Origin of the sequence: Rhodanobacter sp. ANJX3, assembly GCF_014200755.1 — a bacterium.
Taxonomy (GTDB): domain Bacteria; phylum Pseudomonadota; class Gammaproteobacteria; order Xanthomonadales; family Rhodanobacteraceae; genus Rhodanobacter.
In genome coordinates, this window is record NZ_JACHCM010000010.1 from 40,554 (window position 1) to 58,331 (window position 17,778).

General features: G+C 63.4%; 19 protein-coding genes. 13 read left to right on the plus strand and 6 right to left on the minus strand.

Annotated features, from left to right (window positions below; genetic code table 11):
- The first annotated feature begins 23 nt into the window (after positions 1 to 23).
- Positions 24 to 440 carry a DUF3301 domain-containing protein gene (locus HDE76_RS19125; protein ID WP_184509924.1) on the plus strand — a complete coding sequence of 139 codons (417 nt, stop codon included), beginning with the start codon at positions 24 to 26 and terminating at the stop codon, positions 438 to 440.
- 89 nt (positions 441 to 529) lie between these two features.
- Here the strand turns inward: HDE76_RS19125 and HDE76_RS19130 are convergent, their stop codons facing one another.
- The 5 genes from HDE76_RS19130 to petA form a co-directional block, all read right to left on the minus strand.
- Entirely contained in the window at positions 530 to 973 is a 444-nt protein-coding gene (locus HDE76_RS19130) for a ClpXP protease specificity-enhancing factor (protein ID WP_255457629.1), read from the minus strand.
- Positions 973 to 1,611, minus strand: coding sequence for a glutathione S-transferase N-terminal domain-containing protein (locus HDE76_RS19135; RefSeq protein ID WP_179477390.1), 639 nt, complete (start codon positions 1,609 to 1,611; stop codon positions 973 to 975). Before HDE76_RS19135 ends, HDE76_RS19130 begins: the two co-directional genes overlap by 1 nt.
- 82 nt (positions 1,612 to 1,693) lie before the next feature.
- Entirely contained in the window at positions 1,694 to 2,440 is a 747-nt protein-coding gene (locus HDE76_RS19140; RefSeq protein ID WP_184509926.1) for a cytochrome c1, read from the minus strand.
- Positions 2,441 to 2,471: 31 nt separating this feature from the next.
- Entirely contained in the window at positions 2,472 to 3,773 is a 1,302-nt protein-coding gene (locus HDE76_RS19145; protein WP_179477392.1) for a cytochrome bc complex cytochrome b subunit, read from the minus strand.
- Positions 3,773 to 4,378: a ubiquinol-cytochrome c reductase iron-sulfur subunit gene (gene petA / locus HDE76_RS19150; RefSeq protein ID WP_179477393.1), complete on the minus strand. Its 606-nt coding sequence runs from the start codon at positions 4,376 to 4,378 to the stop codon at positions 3,773 to 3,775. The genes HDE76_RS19145 and petA overlap by 1 nt, the downstream gene beginning before the upstream one ends.
- Positions 4,379 to 4,533: 155 nt before the next feature.
- On the opposite strand from petA, the gene HDE76_RS19155 reads away from it, so the two are divergent.
- Positions 4,534 to 5,721 (plus strand): trypsin-like peptidase domain-containing protein, encoded by a 1,188-nt coding sequence (locus HDE76_RS19155; protein ID WP_179477394.1) that lies wholly within the window; start codon positions 4,534 to 4,536, stop codon positions 5,719 to 5,721.
- Positions 5,722 to 5,764: 43 nt separating this feature from the next.
- On the opposite strand, the gene HDE76_RS19160 is transcribed toward HDE76_RS19155, so the two are convergent.
- A complete protein-coding gene (locus tag HDE76_RS19160) occupies positions 5,765 to 6,631 on the minus strand; it encodes a lytic transglycosylase domain-containing protein (RefSeq protein ID WP_255481695.1) in 867 nt (288 codons plus the stop codon).
- 189 nt (positions 6,632 to 6,820) lie between these two features.
- Between HDE76_RS19160 and HDE76_RS20885 the strand changes: the two genes are divergently transcribed.
- The 11 genes from HDE76_RS20885 to HDE76_RS19210 all read left to right on the plus strand — a co-directional run bounded on the left by HDE76_RS20885 (position 6,821) and on the right by HDE76_RS19210 (position 17,768).
- A complete protein-coding gene (locus tag HDE76_RS20885; RefSeq protein WP_255481696.1) occupies positions 6,821 to 7,048 on the plus strand; it encodes a hypothetical protein in 228 nt (75 codons plus the stop codon).
- A 272-nt stretch (positions 7,049 to 7,320) separates the two neighbouring features.
- Complete coding sequence (locus HDE76_RS19165; protein WP_221262485.1) at positions 7,321 to 7,584, plus strand: DUF3649 domain-containing protein; 264 nt, start codon at positions 7,321 to 7,323, stop codon at positions 7,582 to 7,584.
- A gap of 34 nt (positions 7,585 to 7,618) precedes the next feature.
- On the plus strand, positions 7,619 to 9,163 hold the full coding sequence (locus tag HDE76_RS19170) for a PepSY-associated TM helix domain-containing protein (protein WP_184509933.1): 1,545 nt from the start codon (positions 7,619 to 7,621) through the stop codon (positions 9,161 to 9,163).
- Positions 9,160 to 9,510, plus strand: a complete 351-nt coding sequence (locus HDE76_RS19175; RefSeq protein ID WP_184509935.1) for a DUF3325 domain-containing protein — start codon at positions 9,160 to 9,162, stop codon at positions 9,508 to 9,510. Before HDE76_RS19170 ends, HDE76_RS19175 begins: the two co-directional genes overlap by 4 nt.
- 8 nt (positions 9,511 to 9,518) lie before the next feature.
- On the plus strand, positions 9,519 to 11,726 hold the full coding sequence (locus HDE76_RS19180) for a TonB-dependent siderophore receptor (RefSeq protein WP_184509937.1): 2,208 nt from the start codon (positions 9,519 to 9,521) through the stop codon (positions 11,724 to 11,726).
- Between the two features lie 176 nt (positions 11,727 to 11,902).
- On the plus strand, positions 11,903 to 13,267 hold the full coding sequence (gene miaB, locus HDE76_RS19185; RefSeq protein ID WP_184509939.1) for a tRNA (N6-isopentenyl adenosine(37)-C2)-methylthiotransferase MiaB: 1,365 nt from the start codon (positions 11,903 to 11,905) through the stop codon (positions 13,265 to 13,267).
- 11 nt (positions 13,268 to 13,278) lie between these two features.
- The gene (locus HDE76_RS19190; protein ID WP_343205739.1) at positions 13,279 to 13,758 is read left to right on the plus strand and encodes a GNAT family N-acetyltransferase; all 480 of its coding nucleotides are present in this window, start codon (positions 13,279 to 13,281) and stop codon (positions 13,756 to 13,758) included.
- Complete coding sequence (locus tag HDE76_RS19195; protein ID WP_184509943.1) at positions 13,755 to 14,810, plus strand: PhoH family protein; 1,056 nt, start codon at positions 13,755 to 13,757, stop codon at positions 14,808 to 14,810. The genes HDE76_RS19190 and HDE76_RS19195 overlap by 4 nt, the downstream gene beginning before the upstream one ends.
- Positions 14,811 to 14,830: 20 nt before the next feature.
- Complete coding sequence (ybeY, locus tag HDE76_RS19200) at positions 14,831 to 15,304, plus strand: rRNA maturation RNase YbeY (protein ID WP_179477403.1); 474 nt, start codon at positions 14,831 to 14,833, stop codon at positions 15,302 to 15,304.
- Positions 15,305 to 15,430: 126 nt separating this feature from the next.
- Positions 15,431 to 16,276: a transporter associated domain-containing protein gene (locus HDE76_RS19205; RefSeq protein WP_179477404.1), complete on the plus strand. Its 846-nt coding sequence runs from the start codon at positions 15,431 to 15,433 to the stop codon at positions 16,274 to 16,276.
- A 271-nt stretch (positions 16,277 to 16,547) separates the two neighbouring features.
- Entirely contained in the window at positions 16,548 to 17,768 is a 1,221-nt protein-coding gene (locus HDE76_RS19210; RefSeq protein ID WP_184509945.1) for a DUF4105 domain-containing protein, read from the plus strand.
- Positions 17,769 to 17,778 lie beyond the last annotated feature (10 nt).

Consider the following 17,778-nt stretch of genomic DNA (forward strand, 5'->3'; position numbering starts at 1 on the left):
AGGCATGCCCACACACTGCGGGCATGAGCGACATCGAAGATATGCTGCTGTTGCTGGTGCTTTGCGCCGCAGTGGTGCTGTGGCTGAAACTCACCTCGGCGCGCGAGCGCGCCATGAGCGAGGCTCGGCGGCAATGCGAGCAGCACGGACTGCAGCTGCTCGATGAAAGCGTCGGTCTGCGCGCCATACGCATCTGCCGCATGGACGGTCTTCGCAGGATCGAACGCGGCTACTCGTTCGACGTCAGCATCGACGGCGACGATCGCGAACAGGGGCGACTGTGGATGATCGGCAGCACCGTGAGCGGGCTCAGCCTGCCGACAATCCAGCTGGCCTCGGCCGAATCGATCGTGGCCGAAGCGTTGGTCAAGGCCAAGGCATCAAGCAACGTCGTGCAATTGCATCCGGGGCGTCGACCGCCGGACGCACCGCTTCACTAGCGTGGATCGCAGCGGACTTCGCGGCGATCTCCTTTGCAACAACCGATCGCGTCGGCATCGCCCCTCACCGCGGCGATCCAGAAGAACGATTATTTGACCACCCGCAGATGCGGCGCGCCACGCTTGGGCTTGTCGCCCTGCTCCGCGCTGGGTGCGGGCGGTGCGTCATCGGGGACGTCCGGTGGCGGGTTGTCGCCACCTTCCTCGGCCGGAAACATCATGCCTTGCCCGTTTTCCTGGGCATACAGCGCCAGCACCGCCTGCACCGGGATATTGATCGTCTGACTGACACCGGAAAAACGGGCCGAGAAGCTGATCCACTCGTTGCCCAGATCCAGATTGGCCACCGCGCGCATAGCCAGGTTGAGCACGACCTGCCCATTCTTGATCACCTGCGGCGGCACGCGAACGCCCTCGATAGAGGCGTCGACCAGCACGTAGGGTGTGAGGTCGTTGTCGCTGATCCAGTCGTAGATCGCCCGCAAAAGATACGGCCGATTCGAACTCATCGAGGTAGGTTCGTTCTTGCTCATCATGCCTGCTCTGGGAGTGGGCGCATGGCTTTCTCCTGTTCGGTCATGCTGCGCGCAAAACCCTGACTGTGGAACAAACGTTCGCCGTAATCGATGATCGGTTTGCCTTCGCGCCCCAGATCCACGTCCAGCCACGGCAGGCGCCAGATCACCGGCGCGACCAGGCAGTCGACCAGACTCATTTCCGGATTCAAGAAGAATTTGGCCGCCTTGAACAGCGGCAAGCTGGCCAGCAGATGTTCACGCAGGCGTTTGCGCGCGGCATCGGCCGGACGACCGCCGGCACGGATCGAGTCCACTTCGGTAAGCCAGTCTTTTTCGATGCGCACGGCAGCCACGCGAATGCGCGCGCGCGACAATGGATCGATCGGCATCAGCGGCGGATGCGGGTAGCGTTCGTCGAGGTACTCGCAAACGACCGACGTGTCGAACAGCGTAAGATCACGATCGACCAGCGTGGGCGTCGTGACATAGGGATTGAGATCGATCAGATCTTCCGGGGGATTGGCGTGATCCACGATCACACGTTCGTAGCTGACGCCCTTGGCGGCCAGCACGAGCCTTGCCCGATGACATTGAATGTCGTCGGCGGTGGTGTACAACGTCAATACGTTGCGCGAGCGAGCGCTCTGAACCATGCGCGTTTCCCTATCGGTGAGACGACGACGGCGGCCCGTGGCCGCCGCAATCGGATGATGCACATCCGGGTGTAATGGACGTTTAATGGACGTCTTTCCAGTATTCCTTGTTGAGCAAATAGGCCAGGAAGGTAAAGACAGCCAGGAACAGCAGGACCCAGATGCCGTAGTGCTCGCGCTGCAGCGCGGCAGGCTCGGAGGCGTACTGCAGAAAGCTGGTCAGATCGCGCATCGACTGCTGGTACTGCGCCGGCGTCATCGTGCCCGGGTGTGAGATCTCCAGCTTTTCCACCACATCGGTGGTGCCCGGCTTCATCGTCGCCGTCTGCAGACCCTGCAACTCGGCCAGCGGAAACGGCATCGCAGCGTTGGGCAGCACGGTGTTGTTCCAGCCGATCGGGCTGTGCGGATCGAGGTAAAACGAATTGAGGTAGGTGTAGACCCAGTCCTCGCCCTTGGCGCTGACTTCCAGCGAGAGATCCGGCGGTGCCTTGCCGAACCACTTGGTCGCCATATCGGCCGGCATGTGCGAGATGACCTGATCGTCGAACTTGCCGCCGGTGAAGTTGAGGTTCTGCATCACGTCCTGCTCGGACAGATTCAGATCCTGGGCGATGCGCGAGTAGCGCACGTATTTCAGCGAGTGGCAGCCGACGCAGTAGTTGAAGAACATCTTGGCGCCACGCTGCAGCGACGCCTGATCGCGCACGCTGGCACCGGACGACATCAGCTCCGGCTCTTCCGCCGCCTGCACCGCGCCGCCCGCCAGCAGCCCCAGCGCCAGGGCAAGCACGCACAGGAGCCGCTTGGTGAAATACCGCTGATTCATCAGAGGCCGCCGTTTGATGAGAATCGTAGGATTAGTCATGCCCGGTCACCCGCTCCGGCACCGGCTTGGTCTTTTCCCAGCCGAAGTGCGTATACGCCCACAGGAACGGGAAGAAACCGAAGTAGATGATCGTCATCAGGCGACCGAACAGGTTTTCCCAGGTGGTCAGATCCACGTTGCCGAACCACTTCGGAATCACCTCCGCCGTGATGCCGGTACCCACCGCGCCCAGACCCAGAAACGCCACGACGAACAGGCCGAGCGCCACCTTGTATCCGGTGCCGCGGTAGCGGATCGAGCGCACCTGGCCACGATCGAACCAGGGCAGGAAGAACAGCACGGCGATGGCGCCGAACATCGCCAGCACGCCCCACACGGCGCTGCCGAAGAACGACGGCACCATCCGCACGATCGCGTAGAACGGCGTGAAGTACCAGACGGGCTTGATCTCGGCCGGAGTGACCAGGTTGTTGGCCATGATCGAGTTGTCGTGCTCGAGGAACCAGCCACCGAAGGTCGGCGCAAAAAAGATGATGAAGGCGGCGATCAGCAGCAGGAAGCCGATGCCGACCAGATCGTGCACCGTGTAATACGGATGGAACGGCACACCGTCGGCCGGCTTGTTCGCATCCCAACGATTGCCTTTCGGTCCGTGCTTGATGTCGACGCCATCGGGATTGTTCGACCCGACTTCGTGCAGCGCAAAGATGTGCAGCACCACCAGCAGCAGCAGCACGATCGGCAGCGCGATCACGTGCAGCGCAAAAAAGCGGTTGAGGGTGGAGTCGGCCGGCAGGAAGTCGCCCATGATCCACTCGACCAGCGTGTTGCCGATAAAGGGAATCGTGCCGAACAGCGATATGATCACCTTGGCGCCCCAGAACGACATGTTGCCCCACGGCAGCACGTAGCCCATGAAGGCCTCGGCCATCAGCACCAGAAAGATCAGCATACCGAGCAGCCAGACCATCTCGCGCGGCCGTTTGTACGAGCCGTACATCAGGCCGCGGAACATGTGCAGAAACACCACCACGAAGAACAGCGACGCGCCGGTGGAGTGCATGTAGCGGATCAGCCAGCCCCACTCCACATCGCGCATGATGTACTGCACCGAGTCGAACGCACCCGCCGCGCTCGGGTTGTAGTTCATCGTGAGGAAGATGCCGGTGAGGATCTGGTTGACCAGCACCACCATCGCCAGCACGCCGAAGTAGTACCAGAGATTGAAATTCTTCGGCGCGTAGTACTCGCTCATGTGCTTGCGGTAGAACGGTGCAAGCCCAGGCGCGCGCTCGCCGACCCAGTCGCCGATATTGCTCAATACGTTGGCCATTACGCGGCCCCCTTCGGGTCGACGCCAATCTGGATCGTCGTATCGTCGATGAAATGATACGGCGGAATCTGCATGTTCTTCGGCGCGGGCACGCCCTGATAAACGCGGCCGGCCATGTCGTAACGCGAGTGATGGCAGGGGCAGTAGTAGCCGCCTTTCCAGTTCGGATCGAACGGCTCGGGCTTCATTTCGCCGACGTAGCCGGGGACGCAGCCGAGGTGCGTGCAGATGCCGACCATGACCAGCCATTCCGGCTTGATCGAGCGGGCTTCGTTCTGCGCGTACTTGGGCTGCTGCTGCGCCGAGGCGCCGTCGGACTTGGGATCGACCAGGCGCGAGTCCTGCGTGGGCAGCGTGGCTAGCTGATCCTTGGTGCGATTGACAATGAAAACCGGCAAGCTGCGCCAGCCGACGATGAGCTGCTGACCACTCTCGATCTTGGCGAGCGACTGGGTGACTGGAGCACCTGCGGCCTTGGCTCGCGCGCTGGGCTCCCATGACTTGATGAAGGGCACGGCTACCGAAACCACCCCGACACCCCCGACCACCGCAGTGGCTGCTGTCAGGAAACGGCGGCGGCCGTGGTCCACAACTTCATTCGCCATCAGGCTCTCCGGAGTGTTCAAGGTTGGGGTTTGGGACCCCTCAAAAATCGCGTTAGTGTAGCGTCAGGCCATCACCCATACAATAAAACCGCATACCCGGCGACGTCGATCCGCCGTGAACATTCGCCACGACCCGCCGGGAATCTCTTTTCGACATGAAACATGCCGCCGGCACGCTCGCCTTCATCGCCCGCTTTGTTGTCCTGGGGCTGGCCGTAGCGTTTGTGATCGGGCTGTTCTGGCCGGCCAGCGGCGAGCGTCTGCGCGCGCGCTTCGGCCTGCCTGCAGCCCATGTGACGGAACCGGCCAGCCTGGCCGCGCCTCCTAGCAGCGCACCGGTTTCCTACGCCGACGCGGTGGCGGCAGCCGCGCCCTCGGTGGTGAACATCTACGCCAACAAGATCGTTACCGAGCAGGCGCTGAAAATGTACAGCAATCCGGTGCTGCAGCAGCTGTTCGGCGGCATGCCCACCACGTATCAGCATCGCGAGCAGACGCTGGGTTCGGGCGTCATCGTCAGCGCGCAGGGCCAGGGCTACGTGCTGACCAACAACCATGTGATCGCCGAAGCGGCCGATATCCAGGTGCTGCTCTACGACGGCCGCATTGCCAAAGCGACCCTGGTCGGCGCGGACGAGGAAACCGATCTGGCCGTGCTGAAGATCGATGCCAGCAACCTGCCGGTGATCCAATTGGCCGATACGCAGCAGTTGCGTGCCGGCGACGTGGCGCTGGCGATCGGCAATCCGCTGGGCCTCAATCAGACGGTGACCATGGGCATCGTCAGCGCAGTCGGCCGCCAGCTCAACAGCTCCAGCGCCGAGGACTTCATCCAGACCGACGCGGCGATCAACCTGGGCAACTCCGGCGGCGCGCTGATCAATACCAAGGGCGAGCTGATCGGCATCAACACCTTGCTCATCGGCAAGGCCGCCGGTGCCGAGGGCATCGGCTTCGCCATCCCGGTCGCTACCGCGCAGAAGGTGTTGGATCAGATCATCGCCAGCGGCCACGTGGTACGCGGCTGGATGGGCGCCAACTACGCCTTCGTGCCGGTCGCTGCCGACAGCGGCCTGCCGTCGGCGGCACGCGGTGTACAGGTCACCGACGTCACACCCGGCGGTCCGGCTGCCCAGGCGGGCATCCAACCCCGCGACATCCTGCTGAAAATCGGCAGCGATGACATTCTCGATCCGGCCGACCTGCGCCGGCGCGAGGCCGCCATCAAGCCCGGCAGCAAGGTCGAGGTGGCGGGCCTGCGCAACGGCAGCCCGTTCCATCTCGATGTGACCCTGACTCAGCGCCCAGCGATGACGAACGCCGCGCCGGTGGTGACCAACTGAGCTTTCCTGCCGAAGCGCACAGAGCACTCCAGTCGAGCATCGCTCAACCAGACCCGTTCGACGAGGTGAGCGGCGGATGGATCGCCGCACCGTAGCGTTTGCGCAACGTGCCCACACGTTCGACATAGACCTGCGTTTCGGCATACGGCGGCACACCGCTGTAGCGCACCACGGCGCCGGGACCTGCGTTGTAAGCCGCCGCGGCCAGTTGCTCGTTGCCGTTGAAGTCGTGCAGCAGCAGGCCGAGATAGCGCGCGCCGCCGCGAATGTTCTGGCTGGTATCGAAGGCATCCAGCACGCCCATGTCGCTGGCGGTGGCCGGCATCAGCTGCATCAGCCCCTGCGCGCCCTTGATCGACAGCGCTCGCGGGTTGAACGCGCTTTCGGCATGGATGATGGCGCGCAGAAACGCTTCGTCCACGCCGTATTCGATGCTCGCCGCGCGAATCACGTCGGCATAGGCGGTCAGGTTGAGTGCCGTGCTGCCCCAGTGAATCGGCGAATGCAGATTGCAGGCCATGCAGGTTTCAATTTCGGTATAGCTGAAGAGCATCGTGACCGCGTTGCCCTTCAGGTGCACCGGCGGCACATTGGTGTATTCCACCACGCCGTCGGCGCGCACGACGCGATACGTCGAACCGCGTCGAACCCGGTTTCCGTTTTTATCGATCTCAAGAAGCGGCGTCACGGCCTCTTTCGATTCGTGATAACCGGGCCGGATGGCAGCGACAGCGTCGACAACCGCGTTGGGTACGGGCGCCAGCAATAGCTTCGCCGTGGTTTGCACCGATCCCTGCATACCGTCGAGTGAGACGCGTTGTGCCGTGCTGTCGCCAGCGGCACCACCTGCGAATTCGACTCCAGCAACCACCCGATCGAGCGAAACGGCATCGGCGCCATTGGCCGCCATGCTCCGAGCCGATGTTGTGACGGAACCGCTGACCAGGTTCAGCGAGCTCGGCAGATTTCGTATTTTGGGCCGCGTGGCTGGAGGCGCCGATGCAAAAGTGGCGATCCTCTTGCAGCCGCGATAGCCCGCCGTGCTGCTGCTGAAAACAGTCTCTCCGTTGACACCGGTGCAGCGGTACAGCGAGCCCGCGTGCGCCAGCGAGAATGCCTGCCGAAAAAAACAGCCGCCCGTCCACAACAAAAAGCCGATCAAGGCGGCGGCAAACCAGCGATGGGAGCGGGATCGAGCGCCACAGCGCTCGTCTCGGTGGACGACAGCATTCATGGCAGCGAGTCTGACGAAAGGTCTCGGGCAAGCCAAGTCGCGACCGGCGCCATGCAAAATAGTTATTGCGAATCATTCGTAATAACTATTTAATAGTCGACAGGCTTCCCAGGTAACGCCCGATGAGCCGCGCAGCAATGCGCTTGCGTTCGAATGTTCGCCGTAAGGAAACCCCATCGCAGCCGCGCCTACGCCACGTCGTCCCTACCGCTTCCGTGTCAGGCCGGTTGCCGCGCGTCGCGCGCATAGCGCTTGCAAGACGCCAACCCAGAAAACCTTCTCTCCTGCCGAATTGATGCATGTCCGAAATACCTCATAGCCACCTGAAACGACGCCAGTCGACAACCGCACGCTTTCGATGGGCCGTGGCGTCGAGAACCGCCGCCGCCTTGTTCGGTGGCTATCTGGTTACGTACGCCAGCGCCGCCCTGCTGACCGTCGTGCTGCCGATGAGCCGAATCAACCGCGCGGTGACCGCCAGCCTGCTCAGTTTCGTGGTGTGGACCGCGGTGGCGATCTGGGTGTTCGCCGCGCGCAGCGCGTGGCGCGGCTGGTGGACGTTGCTCGTCGCAGGCGCCGTGATGCTGGTACTCGCCATGACCTGGCGCGACTACGGCATGCGTCCGTGAGCGCGCGTCGGTGAGGGGCAGCTTCGTACAATCGATGGCGTGGCTGCATACCTGGGCCGGGCTGATCGTGAGCTGGGTGCTGTTTGCGATTTTCCTCGGTGGCACGCTGGCCTGCTTCGACAAAGAGCTGGACTACTGGATGCGTCCGGCGCTGCACCAGCTCGCACCGGGACCGATCGCCATGGATGCCGCCGCGACCACCTTGCGCGAGATGGCACCGCATGCCGAGACGCTTTATCTCAGGCCCCCAAGCGCGCGCGATCCGTCGATTCACGGCTTCGTCTTCGAACCGGGCAAACCGACTATCGACGTCGCCCTCAATCCGCGCGACGGAACACGGATCCCGCCGACCGTCGGCGGTAATTTCTTTTTCGTCCTGCATTACAACCTGCAGGCCGGCACGCCCGGCGTGTATCTGGTTGGACTGGCCGGCATGCTGATGCTGCTGGCGTTGGTCAGCGGCGTGATCATCCATCGCCGTGTGTTCAAGGATTTTTTTGTGTTTCGACCGCAGGCCGGCGGTCAGCGTGCGTGGTTGGACGGACACAACCTCACCGGCGTACTGGGCCTGCCGTTTCATCTGATGATCGCCTACACCGGGGTGATCATCATGATGTCTACCTACATGACCGCCGGCGTACAGATCGGCTATCACGGTGACTTAGCTGCGTACTACGCAGCGCTGTCCAGCACACCGCATCCGGTCGAGCAACACCGACTGCCAAGCCGGGTGGCGTCGCTGAACAAGATTCTCCACGACGCTGTGCAACGCCTTGGTGGCCCGGCGCAGTATCTGGAGATCGAGCATGTCCACGATGCGTCTATCACGATCAGCGCGCTGGCAGCCGGCAACGATGAAGTCGCTGGCGGCCGCCGCAACCTGATCTACGATGGCACCGATGGCCACTTCCGCGGTGAAAGCGAGAGTCCACCGGCCGCCTATCGCACCTACCAATTCCTGAGCGGACTGCATCGCGTGCAGTTCGGCGGCGCGGCGATTCGCTGGCTGTACTTTCTGCTCGGCACCGCCGGCTGCGTGATGCTTGCCACTGCGACGCAGGTCTGGATCGAAAAGCGCCAGCGGAAAGCGGAGGCCGCCGGCCTGCGCTCAGGCTACGGGCTGGTGCGCGCACTCAACATCGCCGTGATCGCCGGCATGCCGCTGGCAAGCGTCGCCCTGCTATGGGCGAACCGCCTGCTCCCCGGCAATCTGGCCGTTCGGGCCAGCTGGGAAGCGCAGAGCTTTTACGCCGTGTGGCTGCTCGCCACGATATGGGCCGTGCTGCGCCTGCGTCGCGGCAAGCCGTGGCGCGAGCTGTTCGGCATGACGGCCGCCTTGCTGCTTGCACTGCCGCTGTTGAATGCGCTGACCGAACCGCGCAGCAGCCTGCTTGCCAGCATCGTCGATCACGATTGGGTTCTCGCTGGCGTCGACGCCACCGCTCTAGCCCTGGGCCTCGGCTTTGCCTGGCTGGCCTGGCTCAACACGCGTCCACGCAAAAACGTCCGACGCGATGCACGCATCGGCGCTGCTTCAGCGTCCTCGCACGCCGCACGCCCGCGGGAAAAATCTGCATGACGCTATGGCTGATCTTGCTGGCGTTGAATTATTCGAGCTGGGCCCTGCTGTGCCTCGCCGTGGCGCGTCACCACCGCCAGCACTTCGGCGCCGAAGTATCCGTTCGCCGCAGCCGCCTTTTACGCCTCGGCGGCTGGCTCACGATGCTGGCTGCCTGGGTCATCAGCGTGCACTGGCGCGGCTGGGACATCGGCAGCGTCGACTGGTGTGCGAGCTGGATGCTGGCCGCCATCGCCTGGGTGCTGCTGCAACCGTATCGCCCCCGCTTCGCGCGCTGGCTGGCCTTCGTTGGCGGCGCGGCGAGCCTGTTCGCCCTGATCTCTTTTCTATCACCCACGCTGTTTTGAGGAACGTCATGAACACTTCGACCAAGCGGCAGGCTGCAAGCCATCATTCTGTAGGCCTGCGCCGCGCCGCTCTGCCCTGCCTGCTGGCCGTGGCACTGGCCGGCAGCTTTGCCGCGCACGCGCAAACCCAGCCCGTCGATGGCAACGGCACCAGCGATACGAGCAGCGCCAAGGAGCCTCGCAAGACGCAAACGATGGACACGGTGAATGTGCAGGGCGTCGGCTTGCCGACCTTCGGCGGTGGCGACATCGCCCGCCGCGGCAATCTGGGCGTGCTGGGCGAACAGGATGTGATGAGTACGCCGTTCGCGATGACCAGCTATACCGAGAACTACATCGCCAGCCATCAGGCGTACACCATTGCCGATGTGGTGGCCGACGATCCGGCGGTGCGCGTCGCCGACGGCTTCGGCAATTTCGCCGAGACCTTCGTGCTGCGCGGCTTTCCTCTCAACGGCGATGACATCACCTTTGGCGGCCTCTACGGCATCATCCCGCGACAGATGGTCGACGCCGACGCGATCGGCCGGCTCGACGTGCTGCGTGGCGCCAGCGCGTTTCTCTACGGCGTATCGCCCGGCGGCAGCGGCATCGGCGGCTCGATCAACGTGGAGCCGAAATGGGCGTTGGACGCGCCGCTGACGCGCGCCACGGTCGACTACGGCAGCGACAGCCAGGCCGGCGCCCAGTTCGATGTCAGCCGACGCTTCGGCACGAACGACGAGTACGGCATCCGCGTCAATCTGGGCGGGCGTGACGGCGATACCTCAATCGACCGCGAAAGCCGCAAGTCGAACGAGCAGTCCATCGCGTTCGATTACCGCGGCGACAAGTTCCGCATCAAGGCCGACGTCAGCCATCAGCTTCAGCGCATCGACGAGGGCCGCAGCGTGGTCTATCTCAGCGGCGACGGCGTGCCCAAGCCGCCGCCGGCGAGCGCGAATTACGCCCAGCCCTGGAGCTACTCCAGCCTGGAGGATACCTACGGCCTGGTGCGCGCCGAGTACGATTTCCTGCCCAACCTGACCGGCTATGTCGCCGTCGGCGCCGATCATTCCAACGAAAACGGCGAATACGCGTCGCCCACCGTGGACGGCAGCGGCAACGGTTCGATCTACCGACTGGGCGTGCCGTATCAAAACGACGCGCAGAGCGGCGAAGCCGGCCTCAACTGGACATTCGACACTGGCCCGGTCAGTCAGAAGATCAACCTGGGCGTCTCCGCGCTGAACCAGAAAAAGACCGTCAGCTATACGTTCTCCGCGTCCTCGCCGACCAACCTCTACGACTATGTGGCCATGCCGTACCCGCCCACCACGTTCAGCGGCGGCGATCCGGTGGTGACCGGCCGCACCAAGCTGCACAGCCTGGCGCTGTCCGACACGCTGGGCTTTGCCGACGATCAGGTACTGCTGACCCTCGGTGCGCGCCGGCAGACCCTGCAAACCCTCGGCTATGCCTACACCACCGGCGTGCAGACCGCGGACTACCGCAAGACCGCCACATCGCCGGTGCTCGGCCTAGTGGTGAAGCTCAACCCGAACTTCTCGCTGTTCGCCAACTCCATCCAGGGCTTGTCGCAGGGACCCGAAGCACCGATCGGCTCGGCCAATGTCGGCCAGGTGTTTGCGCCGTACAAGTCGAAGCAGCTCGAAACCGGTATCAAGTACGACCAGGGCACGTTCGGCAGCACCTTCAGCCTGTTCCAGATCAAGCAGCCCAGCGGCATCACCGATGGCGTGACGCGCGTTTTCAGCATTGCCGGCGAACAGCGCAACCGCGGCGCGGAATGGAGCATCTACGGCGAGCCGACGAGTGGATTGAAACTGATCGGCGGCGCGAGCTATATCGACGCCAAGCTGACCGAAACCGCCGGTGGCCTCGACAACGGCAACACCGCGGTCGGCGTACCGAAGTGGCAGTACAACGCGGGCGTGGACTGGGCAGTCCCCGGCACCACGGGCCTGGGGCTGAACCTGGGCGTGACCCGCACCGGCGGTGAATACGTCGACCTGGCCAATACCTTGCGCATTCCCGCCTGGACGCGGGTCGACGCGGGCGCCAGCTATGTCACCGCCATCGACGGTCGTCAGGTGACGTTCCGCGCTGCAGTGCTGAATATCGGCAACAGCAACTACTGGGCATCGGCCTTGGGCGGCTACCTGACCGAGGGTGCCTCGCGCACGATCAAGCTGTCGGCCAGCGTCGACTTCTGAGTCGGCGCGTCAGCGACGAACAGGTTGCGGTATAAGCCCCGCGGCCTGTTCACTGGCGAGCCCCGTCACGGCGGCGTAAACTGTGCGGTTCGACGCGGCACTGCGGCAGCGTCGCGCTGGCTGGCGTGTTTCGCCGCCATGCGCCTTCGATAGACGAACCACGGTAGTTCCCAGTCATGAGCGGCAAGCTTTTCATCAAGACCCACGGTTGTCAGATGAACGAGTACGACTCGGCCAAGATGGCCGACGTGCTCAAGGCGTCGCATGGCATGGAATTGACCCTGGACGAGTCCGAAGCGGACGTGATCCTGATCAACACCTGCTCGATCCGCGAGAAAGCGCAGGAAAAAGTCTTCAGCCAGCTCGGCCGCTGGAAGCAGCACAAGAAGGACGGCAAGCCGGTGCTGATCGGCGTGGGTGGCTGCGTGGCTTCGCAGGAGGGCGACGCCATCGTCAAGCGCGCGCCGTATGTCGATCTGGTCTTCGGTCCGCAGACCCTGCACCGCCTGCCCGAACTGATCGAGAAGCAGCGCGCCACCGGCCGGCCGCAGGTGGACATCAGCTTCCCCGAGATCGAAAAGTTCGACAATCTCCCGGAGCCGCGTGCCGATGGCCCGACTGCCTTCGTCTCGATCATGGAAGGCTGCTCGAAATACTGCAGCTACTGTGTCGTGCCCTACACCCGCGGCGAGGAAATCAGCCGTCCGTTCGACGACGTGCTGGTCGAGGTCGCCCAGCTCGCCGCTCAGGGCGTACGCGAAGTGAACCTGCTCGGCCAGAACGTCAACGCTTATCGCGGCCCGACCCACGACGGCAGCGTGGCCGACCTGTCCGTGCTGATCCACGCCATCGCGCAGATCGACGGCATCGGTCGCATCCGCTTCACCACCTCGCATCCGCTGGAGTTTTCCGACTCGCTGATCGAGGCCTACGCCAACGTGCCGCAGCTGGCCAATTACCTGCATCTGCCGGTGCAGGCCGGGTCCGATCGCATTCTCAGCGCGATGAAGCGCGGCTACACCGCGTTGGAGTTCAAGCAGAAGATCCGCAAGCTGCGCGCAGTGCGGCCGGATATCTGCGTGTCGTCCGATTTCATCGTCGGCTTTCCCGGCGAAACCGCCGAGGATTTCGACAAGACCATGAAGCTGATCGACGACATCGGCTTCGACCAGAGCTTCTCGTTTATCTTCTCCTCGCGCCCCGGCACGCCGGCGGCCAATCTCCCCGACGAAACGTCCGCGGCGGAGAAGCACGCGCGCCTGATGCGTCTGCAGGCCACGCTCAACGACAACGCCAAAAAGATCAGCGCCGCGATGATCGGCAGCGTGCAGCGCGTGCTGGTGGAAAAACCCAGCACGCGCGATCCGAGCGAGCTGACCGGCCGCACCGAGAACATGCGCTTCGTCAACTTTGCCGGCCATCCGCGACTGATCGGCCAGTTCGTCGACGTGCTGATCACCGACGCGATGAGCAATTCGCTGCGCGGTCGGATTGTGCTGGATGAGCCCGCCATCGACGCGCCGGTCGCGCTGGCTTCGTGACGGAAAACCTCGTGCTGCGGGAAATCGGTGCCGACGAATTTGTGCGCGTCTGGCCGCTGTTTCAGCAGGTGATTGCGGGCGGCGATACGTACAGTTATCCGCCCGACATGCGGTTTGAAGAGGCCCGCGATGCGTGGACCTCGCCGCCCAGCCGTTGCTTTGTGGCCGAACGCAGCGACGACGTGCTCGGCGCTTATCTGCTGAAACCGAATCAGCCTGGCCTTGGCAACCATGTGGCCAATGCCGGTTATATGGTGGCACCCAGCGTACGCGGCCAGGGCATCGCCAGCGCGATGTGCGAGCATTCGATGGCGCAGGCTCGCTGCGCCGGCTTCACGGCGATGCAGTTCAACTTCGTGGTTTCCACCAACACCACCGCCGTGCGCCTATGGCAGCGCCACGGTTTCCAGGTTGTCGGCCAGGTACCCGGAGCCTTTCGTCATGCAGGGCACGGACCTACCGACGTTTATGTGATGCACCGAGAACTATGACCAGCCCAAGCGCAAACCGCAGCATCGACCAGAACGATTTCGTCCTCGATCCCGAAGACAATGCGCGCCTTGCCAACCTGTGCGGGCCGTTCGACGAACACCTGCGGCAGATCGAGCTGCGCCTGGGCGTGGAGATCAACCATCGCGGCAATATTTTTCAGGTGCTGGGCGAAACGGCAGTGACGCGGGCCGCTGAAAAAGTACTTCGCGCGCTGTACGTGGTGACCGAAGACGAATCGTTGAACGGCGCCAAGGTGCATCTGCATCTGGCCGAATCCGGCATCGACGTCATCACCGATGCGGCGGCCGAGAGCGCGCAGGAAGTTGCCATCCGCGTGAAGCGCGGCCTCATCAAGGGGCGCGGCGCCAACCAGGCACGCTACCTGCACGCCATTGCCACCCACGATATCAATTTCGGCATCGGCCCTGCCGGCACGGGCAAGACCTATCTGGCCGTGGCCAGCGCGGTCGAGGCGCTGGAGGCCAATCGCGTGCAGCGCCTGCTGCTGGTGCGTCCGGCGGTGGAAGCCGGCGAAAAGCTCGGCTTCCTGCCCGGCGATCTGTCGCAGAAAGTCGACCCGTATCTGCGCCCGCTGTACGACGCGCTGTACGAAATGCTCGGCTTCGAAAAGGTCGCCAAGCTGATCGAGCGCAACGTGATCGAGATCGCCCCGCTGGCGTATATGCGCGGCCGCACGCTCAACGATTCCTACGTGATTCTCGACGAAGCGCAGAACACCACCGTCGAGCAGATGAAGATGTTTCTGACCCGTATCGGCTTCGGCACCGTCGCCGTGATCACCGGCGACGTGACCCAGGTCGACCTGCCCCGCCACGTGCGTTCCGGCCTGCGTCAGGCCACCGAAGTGCTGCGCGACGTCAACGGCATCAGCTTTACCTTTTTCACCTCGCGCGATGTGGTGCGTCATCCGCTGGTGGCGAAGATCGTGCGTGCCTATGAAGCGTTCGAAGAAGAGGCCGGGAGCACGGATCGGAATGCCGCCAAAGGCGATTCGATGTCGAACGGCGCCAAGCCGATCGGCGCCAGTTAACGCGGCTGGCGGAAAACCGTATGTCCAAGCCAACGACGCCGCCCAACCGCATCACCGTCGGTTACGCCCTGCCGCGGTCGGGACTGCCTGCGGCCAACAGTTTTCGGCAGTGGGTCGAGGCCGCGCTGCGTGGCGCGAGATACCGCAAGTCTGCCGAAGTGGCGATCCGTCTGGTGGATGCCGACGAGGGTCGCGCGCTCAATCGCGACTATCGCGGCAAGGATTACGCGACCAACGTGCTGTCCTTCCCCGCCGAGCTACCGCCGCAACTCAAGCTGCCGCTGCTGGGCGACCTCGCCATTTGTGCACCCGTGGTGCTGCACGAAGCCCTTGAGCAGGGCAAGCGACCGCGCGATCACTGGGCGCATATGACCGTCCACGGCGTGCTGCATCTGCTCGGTTACGACCACATCAGGAACCGCGAGGCCGAGGCGATGGAAGCATTGGAGACGCGTATTCTCGCTGGCCTGGGCATCGCCGATCCTTACCAGTGAGCGAATATGGCGACCGGCGACATCGACCGACGCCGAGCGCGCCTCGACGCCATTGCGCTGAATCGTCACGAATTTTCCGTTAAACTCGATTTACCGTCCCGCTTGCGGGCAGCACCCACGCGATAAATGAACGACGACCCTGGCAGTACCAGCGGCCCGGCGCACCGTAGTTGGTGGGACCGACTGGGCCACATGTTTTCCGGCGAGCCACGCAACCGCGTCGAACTGATCGAGGAATTGCGCGCCGCCCAGACCAACGGGCTGCTTTCCGCCGACACCCTGACCATGGTCGAGGGTGCCATCAAGGTCACCGAGCTGAGCGTGGACGATGTGATGGTGCCGCGCGCCCAGATCGTGATGCTGTCGGCCGAATCGTCGCTGTCGGACATGCTGACCGTGGTCGTCGAGTCGGGCCATTCGCGCTTCCCCGTGCACGGCGAAGACAAGGACGACATCCTCGGCATCCTGCTGGCCAAGGATCTGCTGAAATCCTTTGGCGACACCAGCCAGTTCGACATCATGGCCATCCTTCGCCCGGCCGTGCTCATTCCCGAGTCGATGCGGCTCAACGTGCTGCTGGCCGAGTTCCGCCTAACCCGCAACCATATGGCCGTGGTGATGGACGAATACGGCGGCGTGGCCGGACTCATCACCATCGAGGATGTGCTCGAACAAATCGTCGGCGAAATCGACGACGAGCACGACGACGACGAACCCGAGCTGATGCACGAACAGCCTGGCGGCGACTGGATCGTCAGCGCACTGACGCCGATCGCCGATTTCAACGAAAACACCGGCGCCGATTTCTCCGACGAGGAATACGACACCGTAGGCGGCATGGTCACCTCCGAGTTCGGCCATTTGCCGGAAGTGGGCGAGGAAGTGGTGATCGGCGCGTACCTCTTCCATGTCACCGAAGCGGACGATCGCCGCGTGCAGGCCTTCCGCGTGGTGAAACAAGGCAAGGACTGAAGCAAGGCGAGGCGCTGCGGGGCTATCCGTGCAGCACTTCGCTCTGCCAGTGCGACGTTGAAGGTGGCCGCGGCGTCTGAACTCGTCGACACTCAAGCATCGTCGTTCGCCCGAGGCGTAGCGAAGTCGCCGGGCAGCAGCGATACTTTCAGACAGCTGTCCGAGTCGATTCCATCCATCGAGCCGCTTCGCCGCATCGGTACAAAGTCACAAACCGTGTCCCGCCATTCGAGCGACACCGCCCGATCCATTCTGCACCGGCCTTCCCTACATGCACTCCATCCATCGCCTGCTGCTCGTCGTGCTTTTGCTGCTGATCGGCATATCCAGCGCCGGTGCCAGCGTGGCCAACGCACCGGGCGCCAATCTTGAGGTCTCGCTGATCACCTATGGCCCGGGCGAAACCTACTGGGAACGCTTCGGCCACGATGCCATCGAAGTGCGCGACAGCGTCTCCGGCGAGTCGGTCGACTTCAACTACGGCGTATTCGATTTCAACGAATCGAACTTCTTCATCAACTTCGCCCGCGGCCGCATGCACTACTTGATGGACGCGGAATACAGCGCGCCCGAACAGGCCAGCTACATGCAGGACGGCCGTTCGGTGACACGCCAGCACCTGGCGCTGCCGCCACAGCAGGCCACCGCACTGCGGGATTATCTGCTGTGGAACATGCGTCCGGAAAATGCCGGCTACGCCTACGACTACTATGCCGACAACTGCACCACGCGCGTGCGCGACGCGCTGGACAAAATTCTCGGCGGCGCCCTGAGAAAACAGCTGACCGCGCTGCCCGGCGGCATGACATATCGGCAGCAAACGGCGCGACTGATGAACGCGCAGCCGTGGCTGATGCTGGTGCTCGACCTGGGACTGGGCCCCTACGCCGACCAACCGCTCAACGCCTGGCAGGAAAGCTTTCTGCCGATGGTGCTGCAGCAACAGTTGAATCACGTACAAATCGACAATGGCTCGGGCGGACTCAAACCGCTGGTGCAAAGCGAACAGCTGGTCTCACCCAACCGATTGGACGTGCCGCCGGTGAACCCGCCCGACCTGCGACTGCCGCTCGCCGCGGCCGGGCTTATTCTTGCGGCATGCATGCTCGCCGCCCGGCGATGGTCGCCCATCGGCTACGCATTACTTACGTCAACCTACCTCGTCGCGGCCGGACTGGTCGGCCTGCTGCTGATCGGTCTGTGGACCCTCACCACCCATCACTCCGCATGGGCCAACGCCAACCTGCTTTTCTTCAATCCATTGGCGCTCATCATGCTGCCCGCTATATGGCGCGCGCGCCGCGGCATCGCTCCGTCGCGTTTCATCGAAGCGCTATGGCTGCTGCAACTGCTGGCCATCCTTATCGCCCTCTCGCTACATCTGCTGCCCGGCGTCGTGCAGCAGAATCAGCCCTGGCTGCTGTTTGCCATGCCTTGCTGGCTGGCGATCGCCTGGAGTCTGCGCCGGGGAGCAAGGCCGCTATCGTCCTAAAGCCTGCTGC